A 24233-nucleotide genomic window follows, 5' to 3' on the forward strand; every position below is an offset into this window, starting at 1 on the left:
GGAATTAAAAAAGCCCCGGTTTTCCGGGCTTTTTCGTGTGGCGAGTGCCAGGCGTGCTGATACCGCTCAGACCACCTTGCGTTGCCTGAGATCGGCGATCTCTTCCTTGCCGAAACCGAATTCGGCAAGCACTTCTTCGGTCTGTTCACCGAACTCCGGCGGACGTGCCGCCATGCTGCTTGGCGTCCGCGACAAAGTTATCGGCTGGCCTACCAGTTGGATGTGCCTGTTTTCGTCGTTGGGCACGTGCTGCGCGATGCCGAGATGCTTGACCTGGTCGTCATCGAACATCTGGTCAATCGAGTAGATCGGGCCACAGGGCACGCCGGCGGCGTTGAGTTCGCTGACCCAAGTCTCGGTGGATTTCTTCTCGGTGAGCTTCCCAATGGCGGCATTGAGCGCGTCGCGGTTCTTCGAGCGGGCGGGAGAGGTGGCGTAGTCGGGATTGGTGAGGAGTTCAGGCGCGCCGATCGCCTGCGCGCAGCGCTCCCAGATCCGCCCGCCGGTGGTGGCAATATTGATATAGCCGTCGGACGTCTTGAAGACGCCGGTCGGAATGCTCGTCGGATGGTTGTTGCCAGCCTGTTTGGCCACGTCCTTTTCCATCAGCCAGCGTGCGGCCTGGAAATCCAGCATGAATATCTGGGCCTGCAGCAGCGAGGTCTGCACCCACTGGCCTTCGCCGGAGACATCGCGTTCGAGCAGCGCCGTGAGGATGCCAAGGGCACAGAATAGCCCGGCAGTGAGGTCGGCCACGGGAATGCCGACCCGCATCGGGCCCTCGCCGGGGGCGCCGGTAACCGACATCAGCCCGCCCATGCCCTGGGCGATCTGATCGAAGCCCGGCCGCTTGTGATAGGGGCCATCCTGCCCGAACCCGGAGATGCTGCCATAGACGATCCGAGGGTTGATCTTGCGCAGGCTATCGTAATCGATGCCGAGCTTGGCTTTGACGTCGGGCCGGAAGTTCTCGACCACGACGTCCGCCTTCTCGGCAAGGCGCTTGAACACCTCGAGGCCCTTCGGATCCTTCAGGTTGAGCGTCATGGCCCGCTTGTTGCGGTGCAAATTCTGGAAGTCCGAGCCCTGGCGTGGACCACCCGGCTGTTCGCCGGCCGCATCCTCCAGCAGCGCGTCGATCTTGATGACGTTGGCGCCCCAGTCGGCGAGCTGCCGTACGCAGGTCGGCCCCGAACGGACGCGGGTCAGGTCGAGGACGGTGAAACGGGAAAGGGCCTGCGAGGCGCGCGGGGAGGGCATCAAGGTGTCTCCAGCCAACAATTGGTCGAGGTCAAATTATCGGCGAAATGGATGGGCTTGTCATGCCATCATCGCGGATGGTGTCTGCGCCGGGATGCATAGCGTGTCGTTGCCGGCACACGCAGGCCTCGAACCCGGCGCAGCGCGTTCACGCGCGTCTTCGGCGCGCCATCAGCGCGTTCACGCGCGTCTTCGATGCGCCATCAGCGCGTTCACGCGCGTCTTCGACGCGCTATGGGGGCGGTGCACCGCACGGTCCGGACACAAAATCGCGAAAACAACCTCATGCAAAGTAGCCTTAGCCCCGGCTCGCCGAATTGGTGCTGCGTTGCGTCCGCGGCACGAAAACAAAATGGCTTGTTGTCAGCCCTGATCTCATCCCTCTCTAGCGCGACAGCCGGCGCAGTTCGGTTCGCGCTTTCGCTGCCAGGGGATCGTCCGGATGCCTTGCGATGAAGAGCTCCAGCGCCTCAACCGTGTTCAGTCGCCGTGCCAGTTGATACTCTTCCTCCACCGCCAGCCTGGGATCGCGTGCGGGCGGCATAGTATTTTTGGCGGTTGTGCTAGGCTTTTCTCAAGTTTCTGGCTCCATTGCTGGTTCCTAGAGCCGCCCCATTCTTGCAAGAGATCGTCAAAGTCGTGTTGGATGCAAACGTCGTGGGTTGACGTACGCTAGCTGCGTTCGTCGACAATCACCTTTCCATCATTCGGCAATGACTTAGGCTCGACCCAATCCACGATACCTCCGAGTTTAGTTACGTGTCGGAGTGTTGTGACAACCGCTTCCATGAGGCCAGCATTCGGACTGGCTGTTTCTGCCTTGAGGGTCATTAGGTCGCTTTCGCCCGACCGCGTCACGACGAGGCGCAGCCGCCCGAGTTCGGGGTGACGCTTGCCGATCTCGGCGATCTGTTCCGGCCGCACGAACATGCCCTTGACCTTGGTGGTCTGGTCGGCCCGCCCCATCCAGCCCTTGATGCGCATGTTGGTGCGCCCGCAGGCGCTTGTCCCCGGCAGCACTGCCGTGAGATCGCCCAGCGCGAGCCGGATCCAGGGGTGGTGCGGATCGAGCGAGGTGACGACGATCTCGCCGACGTCACCGGCGGCGACGGGATCGCCGGTGCCGGGCCGCACGATCTCGAAGATCAGGTCCTCGTTCACGACCATGCCGTCATGGGCCCCGGTCTCGAAGGCGATCAGGCCGAGGTCGGCGGTGCCGAACGCCTGGTAGGCATCGACGCCGCGCGCCTTGACCTCGTCCTGCAGTGATTTCGGAAAGGCCGCGCCGGAAACCAGCGCGCGCTTGATCGAAGAGACGTCGCGCCCCGCGTTTGCGGCGGCATCGAGCAGGATTTTGAGGAAGTCCGGTGTGCCGCTGTAGCCGACCGGCCGATAGGCCTCGATCAGCTCGAACTGCGCTTCGGTGTTGCCCGGGCCGGCCGGGATGACGGCACAGCCCAGCGCCCGCGCCGAGGCGTCAAAAATGAAGCCGCCGGGCGTCAGATGGTAGCTGAAGGTGTTGAGTACGACGTCGCCGGGTCGGAAGCCGGCCGCAAACAGCGCCCGCGCGCCACGCCAGGGGTCGGCATGAATAGCCTCAGGCTCGAAGATCGGCCCCGGGGAGGTGAACAACCGTCCGAACGACCCTGGGAGGCCCGCCACGAGCCCGCCGAAGGGCGGTGCGGCCTTGTGCAGGGCAGGGAGCTCGGACTTGCGCAGCACCGGCAGGCGCGCCAGTGCGGCCTGGTCGCTCACGGAAGCCGGATCGATGCCCTTCAGGCGCTCGGCATAGGCAGGCGCTGCCATCGCCCGGCGCAGCACGTCCGGCAGCCGCGAGAACAACTCCGCCTCACGCTGGATCGGCTCACGCGTTTCAAGGGCGTCGTAATAGTCGGTCATGAGTCAGTCTTTCTTTCGTCATTCCGTCGCGCGCGAAGCGCGGCCCGGAATCCATAACTACGATCGGGAGTATGGATTCCTCGATGCGCAAGTGCGCATCTGAGGCCTGCGCCAAGAGGCGCATCCCGGTATGACGGCTGTTACAGCCACCGCTTCCGTCTTTTGAAACTCTTCAGGTTCTTGAAGCTCTTGCGCTGGTCGCCGGCGCCGCCGAGGTAAAATTCCTTCACATCCTCATTGTCGCGCAATTCGTCGGCCGAGCCGTCGAGCACCACCTTGCCCTGTTCCATGATGTAGCCGTGGCTCGCGACCGAGAGCGCCGCGCGTGCGTTCTGCTCCACCAAGAGGATGGTGACGCCGAGGTCGCGGTTGATCTCCTTGATGATCCCGAACACTTCCTTGACCAGCAGCGGCGACAGCCCCATCGACGGCTCGTCCATCAGGATCATCTTCGGGCGCGCCATCAGCGCGCGGCCGATCGCCAGCATCTGCTGTTCGCCTCCGGAGAGGTATCCGGCGAGCCCCGTGCGCTCCTTGAGGCGCGGGAAATACCGGAAGACCATGTCGATGTCGGCGCCGACCTCGTTGTCGGTGCGGGTAAAGGCGCCGAGCTTGAGGTTTTCCACCGACGTCATGTCTGAAATGATGCGGCGGCCCTCCATAACCTGGAAGATGCCGCGGCGGACGATCTTGTCGGGATCGATGCCGTTGATGCGCTCGCCGTCGAACACGATCTCGCCGCGGGTGACCTCGCCGTCTTCGGTCTTGAGCAGCCCGGAGATCGCCTTCAGCGTCGTCGACTTGCCGGCGCCGTTGGCGCCGAGCAAAGCCACGATCGCGCCTCTCGGCACTTCGAGGCTCAGTCCGCGCAGCACCAGGATGACGTTGTCGTACACTACCTCGATGTTGCGCACATCGAGCAGCGGCGCGGTAGCGGCGGCGCCGGGGATGCTGCGCGTTGTTTCGACGGTTTCAGTCATGTCCTGATCACCTTCCGCTGTCATCACCCGCGAAAGCGGGTGATCCAGTATTCCAGAGACATCTGCGATCAATCGAGACGCTGCGGCGTACTGGATCCCCGCTTTCGCGGGGATGACAGCTGAGTGTTGCCTACGAGATTACCAGCCCAGCCATTCGGCCTTGCGCGGCAGGTCGATGACCTTCACCTTGTCGAGCTTGATCGCGCCGTTCTTGACGAGGTCGTTGAGCGGCGCGTCGGTCGCACCGGTGACCTTCATCCGGTAAAGATCGACCTTGAGCGTGCCGCGGTGGTCCTTGTCGGTCCAGGTTGACGGATTGCAGACGCCGTCCATGCCGGCCGGCACCCAATCCTTCTTCTGGTAGAAGCCCTTCTTGACGTTCTCACCGGTGGCGCCGCCGTTCTTGGCGGCCCATTCGACGGCTTCCTTCATGTAGAGCGCGGTGCAGACGCCGGCGATGTAGTGGACCGGACGATAGGCGGTTCCGCCCGCGTCGGACATCTTGGAGATGTCCATCACGGTTTTCATGCCGGGGGCGTTGCCGCCCCAGGCCACGGCGGTGCGCAGCGGAAACACCACGCCGTCGGCGGCGGCGCCGGCGGCCTTGGCGGCATTCTCGTCCATGCCCCAGACGTTGCCGAGGAACTGGACGTCGACGCCGGCGGCCTTGCAGGCGTTCAGGACCGAGATGTTCGAGCCTGCGGTGTTGCCGAGGTAAGCGTAGTTGGCGCCGGAGCTCTTCAAGGTCAGGCACTGCGCGCTGTAGTCACCCGGCGTCAGCGCGAACACGATCGGCGGCAGCAGCTCGAAGCCGAGTTCAGCCGCGATGGCTTCACCCGCGGCCTTGGGCGCGTTCGGATAGGGATGGTTGGCGCCCATATGGACGAATTTCGGCTTGCCCGGCTTGCCCTTGGCCTTCCAGTCTTCGGCAGCCCAAGTCAGCATGCCGCGAACGGCATCCGAATAGCTTGGGCCATAGAAGAAATTATAGGGTGCGGGCTTGGCCTTGCCGCCGGCGCCGGTCGGGTCCGAAAGCGCTGCGGCGTAGGATGCCGAGATGTCGGGGATCTTGTCTTCGGCGAGGAAGCCGGTGAGGGCTTCGGTGTCGGCGGTGCCCCATCCGAGAATGGCCGCAACCTTGTCGGCGCCCGACCATTTCTTGTACTGGGCGATCGCGCGCGGCACCTGATAGCCGTAGTCGACGGTATCGACCTTGACCTGGGTGCCGTTGATGCCGCCGGTCTTGTTGATCCAGGCATAGGTGTCGGCGACGCCCTGTCCGAACGGCGTTCCGACGTCGGACGTGGCGCCCGAATAATCGGCAAGATGGCCCAGCGAGATCGGGGCTTGCGCGCTGGCTGAAGTAGCGCCGAGCAGGAGCGCAAGCGAAGCGGTGCTCAATAAAATCTTCATCGTCATTATACTTCCTCCGGTCTTTTGTTGAGGTCTTTTGTCGTCGGTCCCGTTCCTACCTCAATGCGAGAACGGGTAGAGTTTCCAGTAAGCCTTGATGCGTCGCCAGCGGTGCGCGAGTCCGTCTGGTTCAAAGACCAGAAAGATAATGATGATGATGCCGATGGCCATCTCGCGCAGGAAAGCGATGTTGTTCTTCAGTCCGAGGAACTGGTCGATCGGGCTGTCGCGCAGCGCGACGCTGAGCCATTCCATCGATTCGGGCAGCAGCACCATGAAGGCCGTGCCCATCAGCGTGCCCATGACCGAACCGATGCCGCCGATGATGATCATCGCGAGAAAAATGATCGAGCGGTCGATGCCGAAACCTTCGTTGGAGACCACCTGGTTGTAATGCGCATAGAGCGCGCCGCCGACGCCGGCAAAGAAGGCGGCGAGGCCAAACGACAGCGTGCGGTACTTGGTAAGGTTGATGCCCATGATCTCGGCGGAGAGATAATGATCGCGCACCGCGACGAGTGCGCGGCCGTCGCGCGAACGGATCAAATTGGTCACCAGGAGATAGCAGACGATGACGTAAGCGAGCACGACGTAGAAGTATTTCTTGTCGCCGCGCAGCGAGTAGCCGAAGATCGAGAACGGCTCCGCGCTCGCAGGCACGCTGCCGCCGGTGAACCATTCGGCGCGCGCAAAGAAATCCAGCAGGATGTATTGCGCGGCCAGCGTTGCGATCGCGAGATAGAGTCCCTTCAGGCGCGCCGCGGGCAGCCCGAAGATCAGGCCGACCGCTGCCGTAACCACGCCCGCGAGCGGAATGCAGAAGAACACCGGGATGCCGAACCGGTTCGACAGATAGGCGGAGGTAAAGGCGCCGAATCCGAAGAAGGCGGCATGGCCGATCGAGATCTGTCCGGTGAAGCCGACCACGATGTTGAGGCCGAGGGCCGCGATGCCGAAGATGCCGATCTGGATCAGCAGGCTGAGGGTGTATTCGTTGAGGACATGCGGCGCAAAGCAGATCAGGATGATGCCGACGATCATCGCGTTGCGGCTGGTCCTGGTCGGAAACACGGTGGTATCCGCCGCATAGGTGGTGCGGAAATCGCCGGCGGGGATCAGGGTCTGGGTTGCCATGATGGATTACACCCGCTCGATGTCTTTGGTGCCGAACAGGCCATACGGCTTGATCATCAGGATAATGATCAACGCATAGAACGGCGCGATTTCGTACAGATTGCCCCAGTGCAGATACTCGCTGTCGAGGAAGTGCGCGAAGTTCTCCAGGAGGCCGATGATGATGCCGCCGAGCACGGCGCCACCGACGCTGTCGAGGCCGCCGAGGATCGCGGCCGGAAACACCTTGACGCCATAGGCCGAAAGTCCGGCTGAGACGCCGTTGACGACCGCCACCACGACGCCGGCCACCGCTGAAACCGTTGCCGAGATCGCCCAGGCCATCGCGAACACGCTCTTCACGGAAATGCCGAGCGACTGCGCCACCTGCTGGTTGAACGCGGTGGCGCGCATCGCGAGGCCGTATTTGGACAGGCGGAAGAACCAGGCCATGCCCACCATCATCGCCAGCGACACCGCAAGGCTCATCAAATAGACGGTCTGCACCTGCAGTCCGAGGATGTTGACGTTCTGGGTGGTGAAGACCCGCGGAAACGGCTGCAGATTGACGCCGAACATCCATTTCATCAGCGCGGAGAACACGGTGGACAGCGCAATCGTCACCATGATCACCGAGATGATGGGTTCACCGACCATCGGGCGCAGGATCACCACCTGGATGGCGATGCCGAACAGGAACATGAACACCAGCGTGATCGGCATGCCCAGATAGAACGGCACCTGGTATTTCGTAAGCAGCCACCAGCACACCCAGGCGCCAATCAGCAGCAACTCGCCTTGCGCGAAATTCACCACCTGGGTGGCCTTGTAGATCAGCACGAACGACATCGCCACCACGCCATAGAGCGTGCCGACCACGAGGCCGTTGACCAGAAGCTGGATCAGGAGCTGGGTGTTCATGCGGTCTCACCGGACTTGCAGTTCGTCATCGCCGGGCTTGACCCGGCGATCCATCGACTAAAAGGGCTCTTCAGAAGAAGATGGATGCACGGGTCAAGCCCGCGCATGACGACCAGATTTGCGGCGCCATTGAATGACAACATCTTCATTCCGCGGCCTCCGCGAGCGGTGCGTTGGTGCCGAGATCGACCACCCGCAGCGTGGTGCGGATGCGCTGGGTGGTGCCGTCCTGGAAGCGGATCACGGTGTCGACGGGAATGTCGCGCTTGCCGCCATAGATCGCGTCGATGATCCCGGCATATTTCTCGTTGATGACGCTGCGGCGAACTTTGCGGGTGCGGGTGAGTTCGCCGTCGTCGGCGTCGAGTTCCTTGTAGAGCAGCAGGAAGCGCGAGATGCGCTGCGCCGGCGGCAGCGTGGCGTTGACGGATTCGACCTCCTTGCGCACCAGTTCATACACTTCGGAGCGCGAGGAGAGGTCGGTGTAGGTCGTGAACGAGATGCGGTTCTTCTCCGCCCATTTCGAAATGATCGAGTAGCGGATGCAAATCATCGCGGCCAGCGCGTCGCGGCCGGCGCCGAGCACGACGGTCTCGGCGATGTAGGGCGAGAACTTCAGCTTGTTCTCGAGATATTGCGGCGAGAAGCGTTCGCCGCGCGAAGTCTCGGCGAGGTCCTTGATGCGGTCGATGACCACCAGCTGCCTGTTGTCGTTGAAATAGCCGGCATCGCCGGAATGCATCCATCCATCCTTCATGTCGGCGGCGGAGGCTTCCGGATTCTTGTAATAGCCGAGGTACATGTTGGGATGACGCACCACGATTTCGCCGACGCCGTTGACGTCGGGGTTGTCGACGCGAATCTCGATGTCGGGTGCCATCGGCACGCCCGTCGTATCAGGATCGACCTTGCCGGCCGGATGCAGTGTGTAGGCCCCCAACAATTCGGTCTGGCCGTAGAGCGTGCGCAACGGCACACCCATGGCCTGGAAGAATTTGAACGTATCCGGCCCGAGCGCCGCGCCGCCGGTGGCGGCCGAGCGCAGCCGCGTGAAACCGAGGCGGTCGCGCAAGGCGCGGAACAGCAACTGGTCGGCGAGCAGGGACTGCTTGCCGTCGGCCAGCGCCGCCAGGCCCGCCTTCATGCCGAGGTCATAGAGCTTTTGCTTGAGCGGCGAGGAGTCCATCACGCCGGCACGGACATCGGCCGCGATCGATTCCCAGACCCGCGGCGCGAACAGCACGAAGGTCGGCGCGATCTCGCGGAAATCGTGCATCATGGTCTCAGGCTCTTCGACGAAGTTGACCTTCATCCGGCAGAGCAGCCCTTTGCCGAGGGCGTAGACCTGTTCCATGATCCAGGGCAGCGGCAGCACCGAGACGTATTCGTCATCCGGCCCCTTTGGATCGAAGCTGAGATACGTCGCGCAATGCCTGAGCACCCGCCCGGCGGCCAGCATCGCGAGCTTGGGATTGGCCGTGGTGCCCGACGTGGTGCAGAGGATCGCGACATCCTCGCCTTTTGTGGCGTCGACCAGGCGATCATAGAGGTCGCTCTCGCGCGCGGCGCGGTCGCGCCCCATCGCGACAAGTTTTTCCGCTTCCATCAGGCGCGGGTCGTCGTATTTCCGCATGCCGCGCGGATCGGAATAAATGATGTGCTTGAGGTTGGGCACGCGCTCAGCAAGTGCCAGCAGCTTGTCGACCTGTTCTTCGTCCTCGGCGAACACCAGTTTGGCTTCGCCATAGCTCAACAAGTAAGCGGCTTCCTCATCCAGCACGTCGCGATAGAGGCCAAGGCTCATGCCGCCGATGGCGTGCGTGGCAATCTCGGCGGCCATCCAGTCCGGCCTGTTGTCGCCGATGATGCCGATGACGTCGCCGCGTCCGAGCCCGAGTTCGACCATGCCGAGCGCGAAATCATGCACCCGGGTCTGGTAGTCGTTCCAGGTGAAGACGCGCCACAACCCGAAATCCTTTTCGCGCAGCGCGATCTCGCCCCCGTGCTCCTTGGCGTTGAGGCGGAGCAGCTTCGGATAGGTGTCGGCCTTTGCGGCGCGTCCGGCGTAATCCATCATGCCGCGCTCTCCGCCGGGGTGTCGTCCGGATCGACCAGAGCTTCGTCCTCTTCACCGAGATAAGCGCGTTTGACATGGGGATCGGCCAGCACGGCGGCAGGGTCGCCCTCGGCGATCTTGCGGCCGAAATCCAGCACCATGACGCGGTGGGAGATATCCATCACCACGCCCATGTCATGTTCGATCATCATCACCGTCATGCCGAACTCTTCGTTGAGATCGACGATGTAGCGCGCCATGTCTTCCTTCTCTTCGAAGTTCATGCCGGCCATGGGTTCATCGAGCAAAATGAGTTGCGGCTCCAACGCCATGGCGCGCGCCAGTTCGACGCGCTTGCGCAAGCCGTAGGGTAGGGTGCCGGCGGTCGCCTTGCGCACCGACTGCAGGTCGAGGAAGTCGATGATCTCCTCGACCTTGCGGCGGTGCTCGAGTTCCTCGCGCCGCGCGCCGGTCAGCCAGTACAGCGATCCCGTGATGAAATTGTTCTTCAGCAAATGGTGCCGCCCGACCATGATGTTGTCGAGCACGCTCATATGGTGGAACAGCGCCAGGTTCTGGAAGGTGCGGCCGATGCCGAGCCGGGGCCGCGCGTTGGGATTGAGACCCGTGATGTCCTGGCCGCGATAGAACAGCTGGCCTTCGGTCGGCTTGTAGCGACCCGAAATGCAATTGACGATAGAGGTCTTGCCGGCGCCGTTCGGGCCGATGATCGAAAACAATTCGCCATCGTTAACGCCGAAGCTGACTTCGGTCAGCGCGCGGACGCCGCCAAAGCGCAACGACACGCCGCGCACTTCCAACGTGTAAGCCACTCATTTCCTCCAGATACGGCGCTTAGGCAGCGCTCTTTATCTCTATCTCTTCGTTCAATCGCTCTCGCGATCCTACATCGGCGGCTATTGCGAGGCCATCCGACTAATGCCGAGCGCCGCGAGGCGTTCGACCTGCCGGTTGGCAGGAATACATGCGCGGTAACGCCGCACCCGCAAGTCCCGACCGCTCCCGCGCCTCGTCCGATCGCCCGGTTGGGCCATCAGCCGGCTGATGCGAGGTGGCCCTCAATAGTGGAAAGCGTTGCGTTGAAATGTCATGTGCCTGACAATTGGTCAGCAATTTTCGATCGTGTCGTCATGCGGCAGGTTTCCGCTCCCATGGAGCCTGGTAGGGACTTGGGGTTGTTGTTGCGGCGCAATATGATGAAGGCAAAGGTCGCAGGCGATGAGTCGATGAGATCATGATTGCCCCGGATTCCCTGAAACGCATCGCGTCCTGGTCACGCGAGCTGAACGAACGTGAGATCGACATCGCGCGCGCCGGCATCGTCGAAAAATCCTACCGCGCTAATGAATTCATCTTCATGCGCGGCGACCCCTTCGAATACTGGACCGGCGTTGTCACGGGTCTTGCCCGGATGGGGATCGTATCCCGCGGCGGCAAGGCCGCCAGCTTTGCCGGCCTGACGGCAGGCGCCTGGTTTGGCGAAGGCTCCGTGCTCAAGAACGAGCCCCGGCGCTACGACGTGGTGGCGTTGCGCGACACGCGTCTGGCGATGATGAACCGAACGACCTTCATCTGGCTGTTCGAGAACAGCGTCGGATTCAATCGCTTCCTGGTCCGGCAACTCAACGAGCGTCTGGGGCAGTTCATCGGGCTGCTCGAATACGGCCGCACGCTGGACGCGACCGCGCGCCTGGCGCGTTCAATCGCCTCCCTGTTCAATCCCATTCTGTATCCCGACCTCACGCCCCATCTGGAGATCACGCAGGAGGAAATCGGGGCGTTGTCGGGTATCTCCCGGCAAAATGCCAACCAGTGTCTGAAGCGGTTGGAGAAGGAAGGCCTGCTCCGGCTGGAATATGGCGGCGTGACCATCATCGATCTCGATCGGTTGCGCCGCTATGGCGAGTGACGCCGGAAATCCGCGCACCGGGTCGTGTTTTTAACTGGAATAGGTTTATCGGGTGGGCCAGCCCGCACCGGGCGCCTAAAGGTCTGATTTCAAACGGTTTTAGGATTAGACTCCGCCGGGGCCGGATGCTATGGCCTGCGCCGCGTGGTTGAAGCCCCTTGCGCGTCCGGTTCGGCTGGGCGAATGGGGCTGCGAGGGGCTTTGCCGGCCCTGCGGACTGTACCCGGAAGGGTTGGGGTGTCCGGCGACCGGGGCTTACGGGCGTTCGCGCTGCCTTGAGGCGGCGCCGGGGTGTTGGAGCGAATATGGCGGCTCAAGATTCGAAGCAGCGCGTCGCGCTGATTACGGGCGTCACCGGCCAGGACGGTGCCTATCTGGCCGAGTATCTACTTGGTCTCGGTTACACCGTGCACGGCATCAAGCGCCGCTCGTCCTCGTTCAATACGGCGCGGGTCGACCATCTCTACCAGGACCCGCACTCCGGCAACGTGCCGTTCCTGATGCATTACGGCGACATGACCGACTCCACCAATCTGATCCGGCTGATGCAGCAGATCAGGCCAACGGAGATCTATAACCTCGCCGCGCAAAGCCATGTCGCCGTCAGCTTCGAGAGCCCGGAGTATACCGCCAATGCCGACGGCATTGGCGTTCTGCGCCTGCTCGAGGCGATCCGGATCCTCGGCATGGAAAAGGAAACGCGGTTCTACCAGGCGTCGACTTCGGAGCTCTACGGCCTGGTTCAGCAAGTGCCGCAGAAGGAAACCACACCGTTCTATCCGCGCTCGCCCTACGCCGTTGCCAAGCTCTATGGCTACTGGATCACGGTGAATTACCGCGAGGCCTATGGCATGTTCGCCTGCAACGGCATCCTGTTCAATCATGAAAGCCCAATCCGTGGCGAAACATTCGTGACGCGCAAGATCACGCGCAGCGTGGCCCGGATCGAGGCCGGCCTCGAGGAAGTGGTGCATCTCGGAAATCTCGAGGCCAAGCGCGACTGGGGTCATGCGCGCGATTACGTCGAAGGCATGCACAAGATCCTGCAGGTCGATGTAGCAGACGATTTCGTGCTTGCGACCGGAGAGACCCGCTCGGTACGCGAATTCGTCGAACTGGCGTTCGCGGAAGTGGGCCGCACCATCGAATGGCGCGGCGCGGGGGTCGATGAGCAAGGCATCGACAAGAAGTCCGGCAAGATCGTCGTGCGCATCGATCCGATGTATTTCCGGCCGACCGAAGTCGATCTCCTGATCGGCGATGCCAGCAAGGCGCGGGAGAAACTCGGCTGGAAGCCGAAGACGCCGTTCGCCCAGTTGGTCAAGGAAATGGTCGCAGGAGATCTTGCGGCCGCAAGACGAGAGGTTGCCAATGGCAAGAGTTCCGTTTGAGCTGAAGGGCAAGACGGTTTTCGTCGCCGGGCACCGCGGCATGGTCGGGGCGGCGCTGGTGCGCCGGCTCGTACAGGAAGACGTCGAACTGCTGACGATCGCGCGCGCCGAAGTCGACCTGCGCGACCAGGCCGCGGTCAACCAATGGTTCGCCGCCAAGCGCCCGCAAGCAGTGTTTCTGGCGGCGGCAAAGGTTGGCGGCATCGTCGCCAACAACACGCTGCGGGCCGAATTCCTCTACGACAATCTGGTGATCGCGACCAACGTCATTCACGCTGCCCATGTCAACGCGACCGAGAAACTGATGTTCCTCGGCTCCTCCTGCATCTATCCCAAGCTGGCCCCGCAGCCGTTGCACGAAGATTCCATGCTGACGGGACTGCTGGAGCCGACCAACGAACCCTACGCGATTGCCAAGATCGCGGGGATCAAGATGGTCGAAGCCTATCGGAGCCAGTATGGCTCCGATTTCATCAACGTGATGCCGACCAATTTGTACGGCCGCGGCGACAATTATCATCCCGAATACAGCCACGTCGTCGCTGCCTTGATCCGCCGCTTCCACGAGGCGAAGGTTTCGGGCGCCAGGAACATCGTGGTCTGGGGCACCGGCACGCCGCGGCGGGAATTCCTCTATGTCGATGATCTTGCCGACGCCTGCATCCATTTGATGAAAACCTATTCCAGCGGCGAGCTCGTCAACATCGGCCTCGGCGACGACATCACCATCGCCGAATTCGCCCGGCTCGTTGCCGCGACCGTCGGCTATACCGGCGAGATCAGTTACGATACTTCGCGGCCCGACGGGACGCCGCGCAAATTGCTCGATAGCGGCCGGCTCGCCAAGCTCGGCTGGCGCGCCAGCACCACGCTCGAGGACGGCCTCAAGCTCGCCTATCAGGCCTATCTGAACGAATCCAAGCAAGCGGCCGAGTGATTTCCGTCGTTGCGACGATGCGGCTAGTTCGCAGCCGTCGCACGCGGCGGGGTCTTGCCGAGCGCCGCCGCCATTGCCGATATCAGCGGCCTCATGAAGTAGGCATCGTCGGCCGGCGAAATATCGGCGCGCAGCCCGTGGGATTTCAGTTCGTCGGAAACCACGGGTCCCACGGAAGCAATCGGCGTACGCGCCAGCCCCTCGCGCAACCGCGCTTCACAGCCACGCGCCCGCGCGACTTCGACGAGGCGGCGGACCTGGCCCAGATTGGTCAGCGCGATCGCGTCGATGCGGCCCTGCGCCATCTCGTCGATGGCGGTGACGATGTTGGCGTCGGCGGCCTGCGCGTCATAGACATAGGGCAGCACGGTATCGACCTCGGCGCCCTGCGCCTTGATCGCGCCGATCAGGACGCTGTGATCCTTGTCCGGGTAGAGCTGCAGGCCGAGGCGGTGGCCGTACAGGTCGATGCGCGACAGCATCTCGGCGATGCCTTCGGAGGTCGGCTTCTCCGTCGTCATCTGCGGCTCCAGCCCGATTTCGCGCAGCGCCCGGCCTGGTTTGGGGCCGCGCGCGAATTTGCGGGCCTTGCCGAGCGCCGTCACGAATTCTTCCTCGAGACCGATGCGGCGCACGACTTTCATCAGGCGGCGGAGGCCTTCGCCGGTCATCAGCACCAGATCGTCGAACGGCTTGTCGACGCACCGCTTGATCCAGGCCTCGATCGGCGCCGGATCGGGCGCGTCGTGAATGGTGAACATCGGACATTGCAGCACGTCCGCGCCCTGCTCGGTGAGCAGGCGGGAAAACTGCGCTTCCTCGCGCGTTTCCAGGATCAGGATACGGTAGCCGTTCAGTCTGTCAGCCATGGCCTCGCTCCAACGCCGATCGTTGTGCTTTGTTCATCATGACCCCGGTTTCCGGATTGGCGCAAGCCGGTTGGTGGTGATAGAGCAGGGCGCTAACAAGTGTTCCACGCCTCTGCCTGAATTGTAGTCAAGTCCGCGCCATGCCCGACCATCAGTTCGTCCTCACTCTATCCTGCCCCGACCGCCCCGGCATCGTCTCCGCGGTGTCGACCTTTCTCGCCCATAACGGGCAGAACATTCTGGACGCCCAGCAGTTCGACGATATCGAAACCAAAAAATTCTTCATGCGGGTGGTGTTCACCGCCGCGGACCTCGCGGTCGAACTGGCGGCGTTGCAGACCGGCTTTACCGCGATCGCCGACCGCTTTGGGATGGACTGGCAGATGCGCGATCGCGCCAACCGCCGCCGGGTGATGTTGCTGGCTTCCAAATCGGATCATTGCCTGGTCGATATCCTCTATCGGTGGCGCACCGGCGAACTTCAGATGATCCCGACCGCGATCGTCTCCAATCATCCGCGTGAGACCTATGACAATCTCGATTTCGGCAAGATCCCGTTCCACTATCTGCCGGTCACCAAGGAGACCAAGCGCGAACAGGAACAGGCGGTCCTGAAACTGGTGCAGGACAGCGGCACCGACCTCGTGGTGCTGGCGCGCTATATGCAGATTCTCTCGGATGAGATGTCAGAAGCGCTTTCGGGCCGCTGCATCAATATCCACCACTCGTTCCTGCCGGGCTTCAAAGGCGCTCGGCCCTATCATCAGGCGCATGAGCGCGGCGTCAAACTGATCGGCGCGACCGCGCATTATGTGACGCGCGACCTCGATGAAGGCCCGATCATCGATCAGGACGTCGAGCGCATCAGCCACCGCGATACGCCGGAAGATCTCTCGCGCAAGGGCCGCGATATCGAGCGGCGCGTGCTGGCCCGCGCGATACGCCATCACCTCGAGGATCGTGTGATCCTCAACGGTCGGAAGACCGTGGTATTTGGCGACTGATGAGCGAGCTATCCGGCCACTCGACCTAGTCGAAGACCGGAAAGAAATTTCTCGGCTTCCATCCGAAGTCGCGTACCGCAGGCGTTGAATCGAAGGCCATATCTTTCATCATCCGGATGCCCATCGCGGCGTTAGCGCTTGGGAACAACGGCTTGGCGACGACAAATCCTGCCCGCCACAAGACAGGTGGTATTGAGAGTGTCCGTCGCGGCAGCCGCATGCCGTCAAAAATTCGACCGATCATCTCGCGGTAGGTGAGGGTTTCGCCGCCGGGCAACGAGTATATCTGGTTCGCCGCAGCTTGACTCAATGCTGCAGAGACCGCGCCGATGGCCAAGTCTTCCGCATGCACAGGCTGCCGTAAACCCTGCGCTCCCCCGACAAGGGGCATGAAGCCAAATCTCCGAATAAGCCGCGACAGCGGCGTAATATTGCGATCCCGCCCTTCGGCATAGATGAGTGTCGGCCGCAAAATTGTCCATTCAACGCCGGCCTGTGAGCAGATACTGGCGATGTTGCGCTCCGCTTCGGCCAGCCTGGTCAAGGTTGCTCGTTCGGAAGCAATCTCGCTGTCAATCTTGGTAATGACGCTTGTCGAGGTGAAGACAACAATTCGTTTTAGGGAAGGATTCAATAGATAGGGGAGAGCGCTGCACAACAGTGCAGCACTTGCCGTGCAAAACAGGGTCGTAAATTCTGGAAACTTGAAAGCTTCAGGTTTTTCAAGGTCACCTAAAAACCAGTCGATTCCCGTCCCATCCTGCGGGGCTCTTGACAAGGCAAGGGGTCGTTGACCGCCGCGGACCAGGCGTTCAACGATGTAGCCGCCGACAAGGCCGGTGGCTCCTATAACCAGACTCTTCGTCTCAGTTTTGTTGTGTTCAGCTGGTTCATCCAATCCTAGCAAGTTCATACCGCTCCCAGAAGTCAGGCACCCGCGACCGGCCGATGGTCGAGAGTTATCTCCGTTGTTCCGCTCTTCAGCCGGTATAGACCGGTCACATTTCGCGGCATAGGGCGGAAGGAGCGATCCAGGCTTGAAATCGCGTCAGCGATAGAGTTACGCAATTAATACAACTTAAAGATGTTATGAGGAACCTTCGTACAGGAGCGGTGTGGCGTGGTATAATGAGACCGTTGTTGCGCTTGCCCCATGGCGCGTCGGCAGGTTGCCAAAGGTGCCTTGCGTCGCAGGTCCTTCACCCATCCGATGTCGGTGCGATCACGCCTGGCCCGAGCCGCAATTCTGCAACCAGGAGCCTCAAAGCAATGCAAGCTGTTGAAAAACATAGCGGCTTCGGCTATCCGAAGAAAATGGTTCGGCGGGGTGGGCAAGTTGATTTTGCGATGCCCGCGTCGCACGGGATCGAATAGCCCAAAATTGACTTCGAAAGCTCTTCGTGGCGAACCGCAAATTGGGTGATCAGTGATCAAATTTGGCTTGCTGGGGTGCGGGCGTATCGCAAAGCGTCACGCTGATCTACTTGGCGGCGGCCATATCGCTGGGGCCAAATTGGTTGCAGTCTGCGACGTCGTGCGCGAGCGGGCCGACAAGGTCGCCTCGCGGTTTGGCGTGCCGGCCTTCTACAGCATTGATGAATTTCTGAACCACAAGGATATGCAGGCGGTTTCGGTGCTGACGCCCAGCGGGATGCATCCCGCTCACGCCATTGCCGCTGCCAAGGCCGGCAAGCATGTCATCGTCGAAAAGCCGATGGCGCTCCGGCTCGAAGACGCCGATGTCATGATGAACGCCTGCGATGCTGCCGGCGTCAAGCTGTTCGTGGTGAAGCAGAACCGGTTCAATGTCCCCGTGATAAAGGCTCGCGAAGCGCTCGAGGCCGGTCGCTTCGGACGCTTGATCCTGGGAACCGTAAGGGTGCGCTGGTGTCGTGATCAGGCCTATTACGATCAGGATAAATGGCGTGGAACCTGGGCATACGACGGAGGCGTTCTGGCCAACCAGGCAAGTCACCATGTTGATATGCTCGAGTGGTTCTTCGGCGACGTGGTCAGCGTACACGCCCGGGCGGCAACCGCGCTGGTGAACATCGAAGCCGAAGACACTGCAGTGGCGACGCTCAAGTTCAAGAACGGTGCGCTCGGAATCATCGAGGCGACAACGGCAGTCAGGCCAACGGATCTCGAAGGCTCGTTGTCAATACTCGGTGAGGGGGGAGCCGTTGAAATTGCGGGATTTGCCGTCAACAAGATCCGGCACTGGCAGTTCTCAAAGCAGCTTGATTCAGACAGAGAGGTTATTGAAAGGTTCTCGGTTAATCCGCCAAACGTCTATGGTTTTGGCCACCAGGCCTATTACGAACATGTCGTCAAATGCCTCAACGATCAGAGTCCCGCGCTTGTCGATGGCCTTCAGGGTCGCAAGAGCCTTGAATTGATATCTGCGCTGTATGAATCCATCGAGACCGGCAAAGAAGTTTCTTTAAAGTTTGCCCCGCAATTATGCCGCCTCGGCGAACTGCCATGAATGAGCCCGAAATCCGACAGGTGGGCGTGCGTGACGTGGTATTCGGTGCTCGCGTCAGCATCGTCGAGCCGTGCAATCTTTACGGTTGCGAAATTGGCGACGATTGCTTTATCGGCCCCTTCACCGAAATCCAGAAATCAGTACGGATTGGATCGCGGACGCGCGTTCAGTCCCATGCGTTTGTTTGCGAGCTTGTCACGATCGGCGACGATTGCTTCATCGGTCACGGGGTGATGTTCATCAACGACACGTTTTCGACGGGTGGCCCGGCGCGAGGCCGCAAAGAGTTGTGGCGCCATACGAAGATCGGAAATCGCGTATCGATCGGATCGGGGGCGTCAATTCTTCCGGTTGAGATCTGCGACAATGTCGTGATCGGGGCCGGCGCGGTCGTTACCAAGGACATTACGTTGCCCGGATCCTACGCCGGAAATCCGGCGCGTCTAATTCGGCGCCATTGACAGCGACTGGTTCGAAATGAGGCTCCATTCCATGGCCGTGCCCTACGCCGACCTCCATCTGCAATATGAGAGCATCAAGTCGGAAATCGATGCCGCGATCGCCGCCGTCATTCGTGACAGCTCCTTCATACGTGGTCCATATGTCGACAATTTCGAAACTGCGTTTGCGGCCGCCGTCGGCGCCCCCCATTGCGTGTCTTGCGCAAACGGCACGGACGCTCTTTACATCGCGATGCGGGCTTTGGGAGTTTCGCCCGGCGATGAGGTGATTACGACCGCGTGGTCCTGGATCAGCACATCGGCCATGATTACGCATGCCGGCGCGAACGTCGTCTTTTGTGACACTGACGCCGGCACCTACACGATCGATCCGGCCGCGATCGAAAATGCCATTACGCCGCGGACGGTGGGAATCATTCCAGTCCATCTTTACGGTCAGCCGGCCGACATGGACGCGATCATGCAGATCGCGCGTCGACACAAACTGTGGGTGATCGAAGATTGCGCTCAGGCTCATCTGGCCGAATACCGAGGCCAACAAGTCGGCACGTTCGGGGACGCTGCGACCTATTCGTTCTATCCCGGGAAAAATCTCGGAGCGATGGGAGACGCTGGCGCAATTGTTACCGGTCGCCCGGATCTTGCCGAACGAATGGCAGTGTTGGCGCGACACGGTGGCCTTGTCAAACATCAGCATCGCATCGAGGGGATCAACAGTCGTCTCGACGGCATGCAGGCCGCTATTCTTTCGGCAAAGTTGCCGCATCTCACTCGGTGGACGCAGGCTCGGCAGGCGGCGGCAATGGTCTATGATGCCGGCCTCAATCAGATCGAAGACATTGTTGTCCCGCAGGTCGCTCCGGATCGCACCCATGTGTATCATCTTTATACCATCCAGCATCCGGAACGCGACAAGCTCGCCGCCCACCTGAGCGCAAACAACGTGCAAACCGCCGTCAACTACCCGGTGGCTCTTCCGTTTTTGGAGGCCTATGGACGATTGGAGCATCGTCCAGAGCAGTTTCCGAATGCGCATCGGGCTCAAAGCCGGATCTTGTCGTTGCCGATGTTTGCGGAGATCACGGCGCCGCAACAGAAGACCGTGGTCGATCTCATTCGCGCCTTCGGTTAGTCGTGCTGCGTAGTGCAGGCGATATCGATTATGAAATGGCTGCGCATTTCTCATGAAAAGCGGTTCCCGACTGCTGGCAAATTCGACCTGGAATGCCATGGCATTCCTCGTCAGCGTCGGGTTGAACTTGCTGATCCTGCCGTTTGTCGTCGGTAGGTTGGGCGTTGCATCCTTCGGGATGGCGGGGCTTGTCGTCGCCACCATTGCGCCAGCGCTCATTTTCAGCGGCTCTCTCGCCATGATGTCGACGCGCGAATTTGCCCGAACGCTCGCCACGGCAGCGCGCCATGAGACCCGACAGTTTTTTGCAACCGCCATGTTTCTCAGCCTGGCGGTCGGAATTCCACTTGTGAGCCTTTTCTGGCTCGTCGGCCCGGCCTTTGCGCAGCGCGTTTTTCAGCTGGGCGGTGACCTGGTGGACGATCTTTTCGCTGCGTTCGCTTTCGGTGCGGTGGGGTGGCTTTTTCAGTGCATCGCCGGCGTGTGTCTGGCGCTGTTCACGGCCCATCAAGATTACGCACGGCTGGCTCTCGTGAGCGTCGCAGGCAGCGTGGCGTCGACACTTTCAATGCTTCTGTTGATCCCGCACTGGCCGCAGGCGTCGACTTTCGTGGCCTGTCAAATGATCGGTTTTGCAGTCAATTTGCTGCTGTCGATGGTGCTGGCGCGGCTGCTGTGCCCGGATGTGGTGGCGTTTCCGGCGCTGCATTCCAGATCACTGGTAACTCTCCTGCACATCGGCAAATGGCAGGCGCTGGCGCAGGGCGGTGGATTGGTCGCCGGACAGGCAGAACGCTATTTGCTCGGCATGTTTCTTCAGCCGCAGCACGTCGGATACTATTCGATCGCGCTGCGCGCGGAGGAAGCAATTTACATTGGTGTTCTCAAGATCGGCGAGATTCTGTTTCCATTCTTCAGTGCATTGCAGGGCGAGAGCGACGAGCGCGTCGGCGACCTGTTTTTTCGTGCATCATGGATACTGAACGTGCTGGCCGTAACGGTGCTCGGAGCTCTCATTCCTGTGGCTGGTAATGTGCTGTACCTATGGACCGGCCCGGAAGTTGCCGCCGAAGGCCAGCGCGTGCTGATCGTGCTGGCTCTGGCAGGCATCCTTGGCAGCGGCACCAACGTTTTCACATTCTATCTCATGGCGAAGGGCAGGACACGCGCGAACGCCGCGATATCGCTGGTGACAGCGCTATTCACCCTCGGAACCAGTGCGGTGGCGCTTCCCTATTTTGGATGGCCGGCGGCGGGTTGGAGTGCATGTGCCGGCGCACTGGCCCAGATGGTTTTCATGACGCTGCTGCTGCGGCGGAGTTTCGCCTTGCCGGACATCGGGTTGCGGGTTTGGCATTTTGTCCTGATGCCGATTGGAGTAGGGGTCGTCGGTGCAATCCTGTTGCGCGTCTGGATTACGACCTATGGGATAGATCAAGGTGCCGCTTTGTGGGAGGTTGCCGGCTATTACGTTCTTTCGGCCGCGGCGATCCTGATGGCTGTCATTGCCGTTTCCAGCATCGGCCCCTACGGAGCAATTTGCCGGCGGGATCTGTATCGCATCGTAACGCGGTTTCTTCCCGCGCGGAGCTTCTGATTCATGTGCGGTATTGCTGGTATCGTCGATCTGCGCGGCGAAGCTGTCACTCCATCTGCCATCGAGAAAATTACCGTCCTGATCGCTCACCGCGGTCCCGATGGTGCTGGATTCTGGTTCAGCGATGACAAGCGGATCGCGCTCGGGCATCGGCGTTTAGCGATTATCGACCCCGGCGCCCGTGGCGATCAGCCGATGCATTCGGGGGATGGCCGTTTTGTCATCGTCTATAATGGCGAGGTCTACAATTTCCTCGAATTGCGGGCGGAGTTGCAAGCTGCGGGCGTCCCGTTCCGCACCGAGTCCGATACGGAAGTTATCCTCGCCGCCTGGCAGGCGTGGGGACCGGACATGCTCCTGCGCTTCAACGGAATGTGGGCACTGGCGATCGCGGACAAGGTATCTGGCGACGTTTTCCTCGCCCGCGACCGGTTCGGCATCAAACCATTGCTTTATTCGATCTCGGATGGCCGCCTGGTGTTTGCGTCGGAAATGCGCGCCATTGTTCGATCCGGATTGGTGCCTACCGACATTGATGCAGATGCTGCGCGCCGGATCATGGTCGATGCCTTTGGCATAGAGGGAAGCGAGCGGACCCTGCACCGGGAAATCAAGCGGTTGCAGGGAGGGCACCATCTTTGGATCAGGGGCGGCCGCACCAGCGTTACGCGTTGGTGGCGCACGCTGGATCATCTGCCTCAGTTGCCCTCCACTGAGGCCGAGCGGGTCGAACGTTTCGGCCAGATTTTTCGAGATGCCGTGGCTTTGCGTATGCGCAGTGACGTGCCGATTGGCACTTGCCTGTCCGGCGGATTCGATTCCTCTGCCATCATTTGCACGATGTCCGAAGCCGAGAAGAAGGGGATGGGGCCGCGTGGCAATCATGCCTGGCGGCACGCCTTTGTCGCGTCGTTTCCGGGATCCCCCAACGACGAGCGACCACAGGCCGAGGAAGCCGCTGCCTGGGCAGGTGTTGAGCCCACGATACTGCAAATCGGTGATGACGACGCCTTGCGGGATTTCGATCGCGTGCTTGAAGACATGGACGAGGTCTACATCGGCCTGCCAACGGCCGTCTGGTTGATCTATCGGGAACTGCGTCGCCAGAAAGTGCTTGTTTCGCTCGATGGCCATGGTGCCGATGAATTGATGGGGGGCTATCTGCAGGCGGGTGGTACAGCGGCGTTTTGGATGCGTAACGTTGTTTCTGGCATTATGGAGCGCTGGCGGTTCTTGGCAAACGCCGTGGATTTCGCGCGCGCGGCGCTGCTCAAGCGACGCGGCCATTTTTTTTTGCGGGGCGGGCTTTCCTCGCTGCCACGGGGTTTCGCGGTGGTTGGCGATGAGGATCGTTTGCCGACCGAGTGGGGTTCCTTCAATCGCCGGCTCTATCGTATGCTCCATGGAACCGTTCTGCCGACAATCCTGCGCAACTTCGATCGCCTGTCGATGGCGCACGGGATCGAGGTGCGGATGCCTTTTCTGGATTGGCGGCTGGTGACCTATGCGGTTGCTCTTCCGGAAGAAGCCAAGTACGCCGACGGATACTCGAAGTTGATTGCGCGTCGAGCCATGGCCGGCTGCATGCCGGAATCAATCCGGACCGCAAAGCGCAAAATCGGCTTCAATTCGCCGATGCCGGAATGGTTGAACGGTCCGCTTTCTTCCTGGACCGCATCCTTGCTGGCAAAGAAGGTTGAGGCCTTCACGGAACTGGTTGATGAACCGGCGTTCGAGAAGGCAGTTTTGAAGTTGAATCGTGACAGGTCGTGGGATTGGGAGTCGGCGGGACGAATTTGGCCCTATCTCCATATGAAATGGGTACTGGCTCGCCTGCCGGGATGACGTTTTTAAAGAGAATAGTATTTCCAATCCCCTCACTCCTGCTCGTTTCTTCTCGGATTGTGGAATTCTGTCGGCTCCCCCGGTACTGAAGTCTATTTAGCCAACACCATCAGCGACCAGCCTCCCAAAATACGGGCGGCAAGAGCCGGCGAGACTTTTGATAACAGCGCGCGCGGCAGCTTCATCAGGTTGGTGCGCAACCTGCCGCTATCAAGTTCAACTGCTCGCGCGGTGAAATCGGTGTCGATTATTTCGTAGCCGCAGTACCTGATGGTCTCGATCGCGGTTTCCTTGGTGAAATAGTGCAGGTGCCCCACGCGCCGCCGCGCGTCCAGCAGCGTATCTCTCCGCGCCACCGCGAAGACCGATAGATCCAGCGGGATATGAAAAATCTTGTAATCAGCGTAGCTGCGGATCGATTTGATGAACCCGATATAGTCGTCGACATGCTCGAATACATCAATGCACAGCAGGGCGTCGAAGTGGACGTTTTCGTCCAGCATATTAGTGTTGACGTAGTGTAAGCCGGGACGTTCGCGCTTTCGCGCCAGCTCGAAGGCTTGCCCGGACATCTCATAGCCGACGAAAGTGCTTTCGGGCAGAAGCGTCTTGAGCTGCACCAGGATCTCGCCCGCGCCGCAGCCAATTTCTGCAATCCGGGACGGATTGAGATTGTTCCTGCGCAGGGTGCTGCATATCTTGGCGGCCTTCCAGGCTGAATCCTCGGCATGCCAAGTGGGATTGTGCGCGAGATACTCCGCGTTGGAATAGATCGACTCTGTTTCGATCTGGTGGCCCACGGTATTCTTGTTGCTCATACGCTATTCCGGTCTCGCATACCCGCCGCCTGAAGCGAAAACTGGCCTATTTCGCAGCAGCACATGGGGGTGTCAACTGTGGGCGAACCAATGGTCGGTTGGGCGTCTGAGCTACAGAC

At 60.9% G+C, this 24233-nt stretch carries 21 protein-coding genes; 9 read left to right on the forward strand and 12 right to left on the reverse strand.

Annotated features, from left to right (window positions below):
• Positions 1-66 precede the first annotated feature (66 nt).
• From JQ558_RS16635 to JQ558_RS16675, 9 genes are all read right to left on the reverse strand, one after another.
• A complete protein-coding gene (locus tag JQ558_RS16635; protein ID WP_212294264.1) occupies positions 67-1260 on the reverse strand; it encodes a CaiB/BaiF CoA-transferase family protein in 1194 nt (397 codons plus the stop codon).
• Positions 1261-1645: 385 nt separating this feature from the next.
• A complete protein-coding gene (locus JQ558_RS16640; protein WP_212294265.1) occupies positions 1646-1804 on the reverse strand; it encodes a hypothetical protein in 159 nt (52 codons plus the stop codon).
• A gap of 128 nt (positions 1805-1932) precedes the next feature.
• Positions 1933-3159: a phenylacetate--CoA ligase family protein gene (locus JQ558_RS16645; RefSeq protein WP_212294266.1), complete on the reverse strand. Its 1227-nt coding sequence runs from the start codon at positions 3157-3159 to the stop codon at positions 1933-1935.
• A 140-nt stretch (positions 3160-3299) separates the two neighbouring features.
• Positions 3300-4139, reverse strand: coding sequence for an ABC transporter ATP-binding protein (locus JQ558_RS16650; protein WP_212294267.1), 840 nt, complete (start codon positions 4137-4139; stop codon positions 3300-3302).
• Between the two features lie 138 nt (positions 4140-4277).
• Positions 4278-5558 (reverse strand): ABC transporter substrate-binding protein, encoded by a 1281-nt coding sequence (locus JQ558_RS16655; protein ID WP_212210106.1) that lies wholly within the window; start codon positions 5556-5558, stop codon positions 4278-4280.
• Positions 5559-5612: 54 nt separating this feature from the next.
• Positions 5613-6686 carry a branched-chain amino acid ABC transporter permease gene (locus JQ558_RS16660; protein WP_212210107.1) on the reverse strand — a complete coding sequence of 358 codons (1074 nt, stop codon included), beginning with the start codon at positions 6684-6686 and terminating at the stop codon, positions 5613-5615.
• A gap of 6 nt (positions 6687-6692) precedes the next feature.
• Positions 6693-7586, reverse strand: a complete 894-nt coding sequence (locus tag JQ558_RS16665) for a branched-chain amino acid ABC transporter permease (RefSeq protein WP_211997460.1) — start codon at positions 7584-7586, stop codon at positions 6693-6695.
• Between the two features lie 145 nt (positions 7587-7731).
• Complete coding sequence (locus JQ558_RS16670) at positions 7732-9663, reverse strand: long-chain fatty acid--CoA ligase (RefSeq protein WP_212294268.1); 1932 nt, start codon at positions 9661-9663, stop codon at positions 7732-7734.
• Complete coding sequence (locus tag JQ558_RS16675) at positions 9660-10475, reverse strand: ABC transporter ATP-binding protein (protein ID WP_192737875.1); 816 nt, start codon at positions 10473-10475, stop codon at positions 9660-9662. Before JQ558_RS16675 ends, JQ558_RS16670 begins: the two co-directional genes overlap by 4 nt.
• Before the next feature lie 422 nt (positions 10476-10897).
• On the opposite strand from JQ558_RS16675, the gene JQ558_RS16680 reads away from it, so the two are divergent.
• The 3 genes from JQ558_RS16680 to JQ558_RS16690 all read left to right on the forward strand — a co-directional run bounded on the left by JQ558_RS16680 (position 10898) and on the right by JQ558_RS16690 (position 13900).
• Entirely contained in the window at positions 10898-11572 is a 675-nt protein-coding gene (locus tag JQ558_RS16680) for a Crp/Fnr family transcriptional regulator (protein WP_192737874.1), read from the forward strand.
• 305 nt (positions 11573-11877) lie between these two features.
• Positions 11878-12963, forward strand: a complete 1086-nt coding sequence (gene gmd / locus JQ558_RS16685) for a GDP-mannose 4,6-dehydratase (RefSeq protein WP_212210109.1) — start codon at positions 11878-11880, stop codon at positions 12961-12963.
• Positions 12944-13900, forward strand: a complete 957-nt coding sequence (locus tag JQ558_RS16690; RefSeq protein WP_283813665.1) for a GDP-L-fucose synthase — start codon at positions 12944-12946, stop codon at positions 13898-13900. The genes gmd and JQ558_RS16690 overlap by 20 nt, the downstream gene beginning before the upstream one ends.
• Positions 13901-13923: 23 nt before the next feature.
• Here the strand turns inward: JQ558_RS16690 and JQ558_RS16695 are convergent, their stop codons facing one another.
• Positions 13924-14769 (reverse strand): uroporphyrinogen-III synthase, encoded by an 846-nt coding sequence (locus JQ558_RS16695; RefSeq protein ID WP_212294269.1) that lies wholly within the window; start codon positions 14767-14769, stop codon positions 13924-13926.
• Positions 14770-14909: 140 nt separating this feature from the next.
• On the opposite strand from JQ558_RS16695, the gene purU reads away from it, so the two are divergent.
• A complete protein-coding gene (gene purU / locus JQ558_RS16700) occupies positions 14910-15773 on the forward strand; it encodes a formyltetrahydrofolate deformylase (RefSeq protein ID WP_212210111.1) in 864 nt (287 codons plus the stop codon).
• 25 nt (positions 15774-15798) lie between these two features.
• Here the strand turns inward: purU and JQ558_RS16705 are convergent, their stop codons facing one another.
• Positions 15799-16686: an SDR family oxidoreductase gene (locus tag JQ558_RS16705; protein ID WP_212210112.1), complete on the reverse strand. Its 888-nt coding sequence runs from the start codon at positions 16684-16686 to the stop codon at positions 15799-15801.
• 513 nt (positions 16687-17199) lie between these two features.
• Here JQ558_RS16705 and JQ558_RS16710 point away from each other — a divergent pair.
• The 5 genes from JQ558_RS16710 to asnB are packed head-to-tail and all read left to right on the forward strand — an operon-like array spanning position 17200 to position 23296.
• Positions 17200-18261, forward strand: coding sequence for a Gfo/Idh/MocA family protein (locus JQ558_RS16710; RefSeq protein ID WP_212294270.1), 1062 nt, complete (start codon positions 17200-17202; stop codon positions 18259-18261).
• The gene (locus tag JQ558_RS16715) at positions 18258-18722 is read left to right on the forward strand and encodes an acyltransferase (protein ID WP_212210114.1); all 465 of its coding nucleotides are present in this window, start codon (positions 18258-18260) and stop codon (positions 18720-18722) included. The genes JQ558_RS16710 and JQ558_RS16715 overlap by 4 nt, the downstream gene beginning before the upstream one ends.
• A gap of 31 nt (positions 18723-18753) precedes the next feature.
• The gene (locus JQ558_RS16720) at positions 18754-19854 is read left to right on the forward strand and encodes a DegT/DnrJ/EryC1/StrS aminotransferase family protein (protein WP_212294271.1); all 1101 of its coding nucleotides are present in this window, start codon (positions 18754-18756) and stop codon (positions 19852-19854) included.
• Positions 19855-19906: 52 nt separating this feature from the next.
• Positions 19907-21451 (forward strand): lipopolysaccharide biosynthesis protein, encoded by a 1545-nt coding sequence (locus tag JQ558_RS16725; RefSeq protein ID WP_212294272.1) that lies wholly within the window; start codon positions 19907-19909, stop codon positions 21449-21451.
• Positions 21452-21454: 3 nt separating this feature from the next.
• Entirely contained in the window at positions 21455-23296 is a 1842-nt protein-coding gene (gene asnB / locus JQ558_RS16730) for an asparagine synthase (glutamine-hydrolyzing) (protein ID WP_212294273.1), read from the forward strand.
• Between the two features lie 92 nt (positions 23297-23388).
• On the opposite strand, the gene JQ558_RS16735 is transcribed toward asnB, so the two are convergent.
• Positions 23389-24114 (reverse strand): bifunctional 2-polyprenyl-6-hydroxyphenol methylase/3-demethylubiquinol 3-O-methyltransferase UbiG, encoded by a 726-nt coding sequence (locus JQ558_RS16735; protein WP_212294274.1) that lies wholly within the window; start codon positions 24112-24114, stop codon positions 23389-23391.
• Positions 24115-24233: the final 119 nt, after the last annotated feature.

The sequence above is a fragment of the Bradyrhizobium sp. AUGA SZCCT0160 genome, assembly GCF_018130105.1.
Taxonomy (GTDB): Bacteria; Pseudomonadota; Alphaproteobacteria; order Rhizobiales; family Xanthobacteraceae; genus Bradyrhizobium.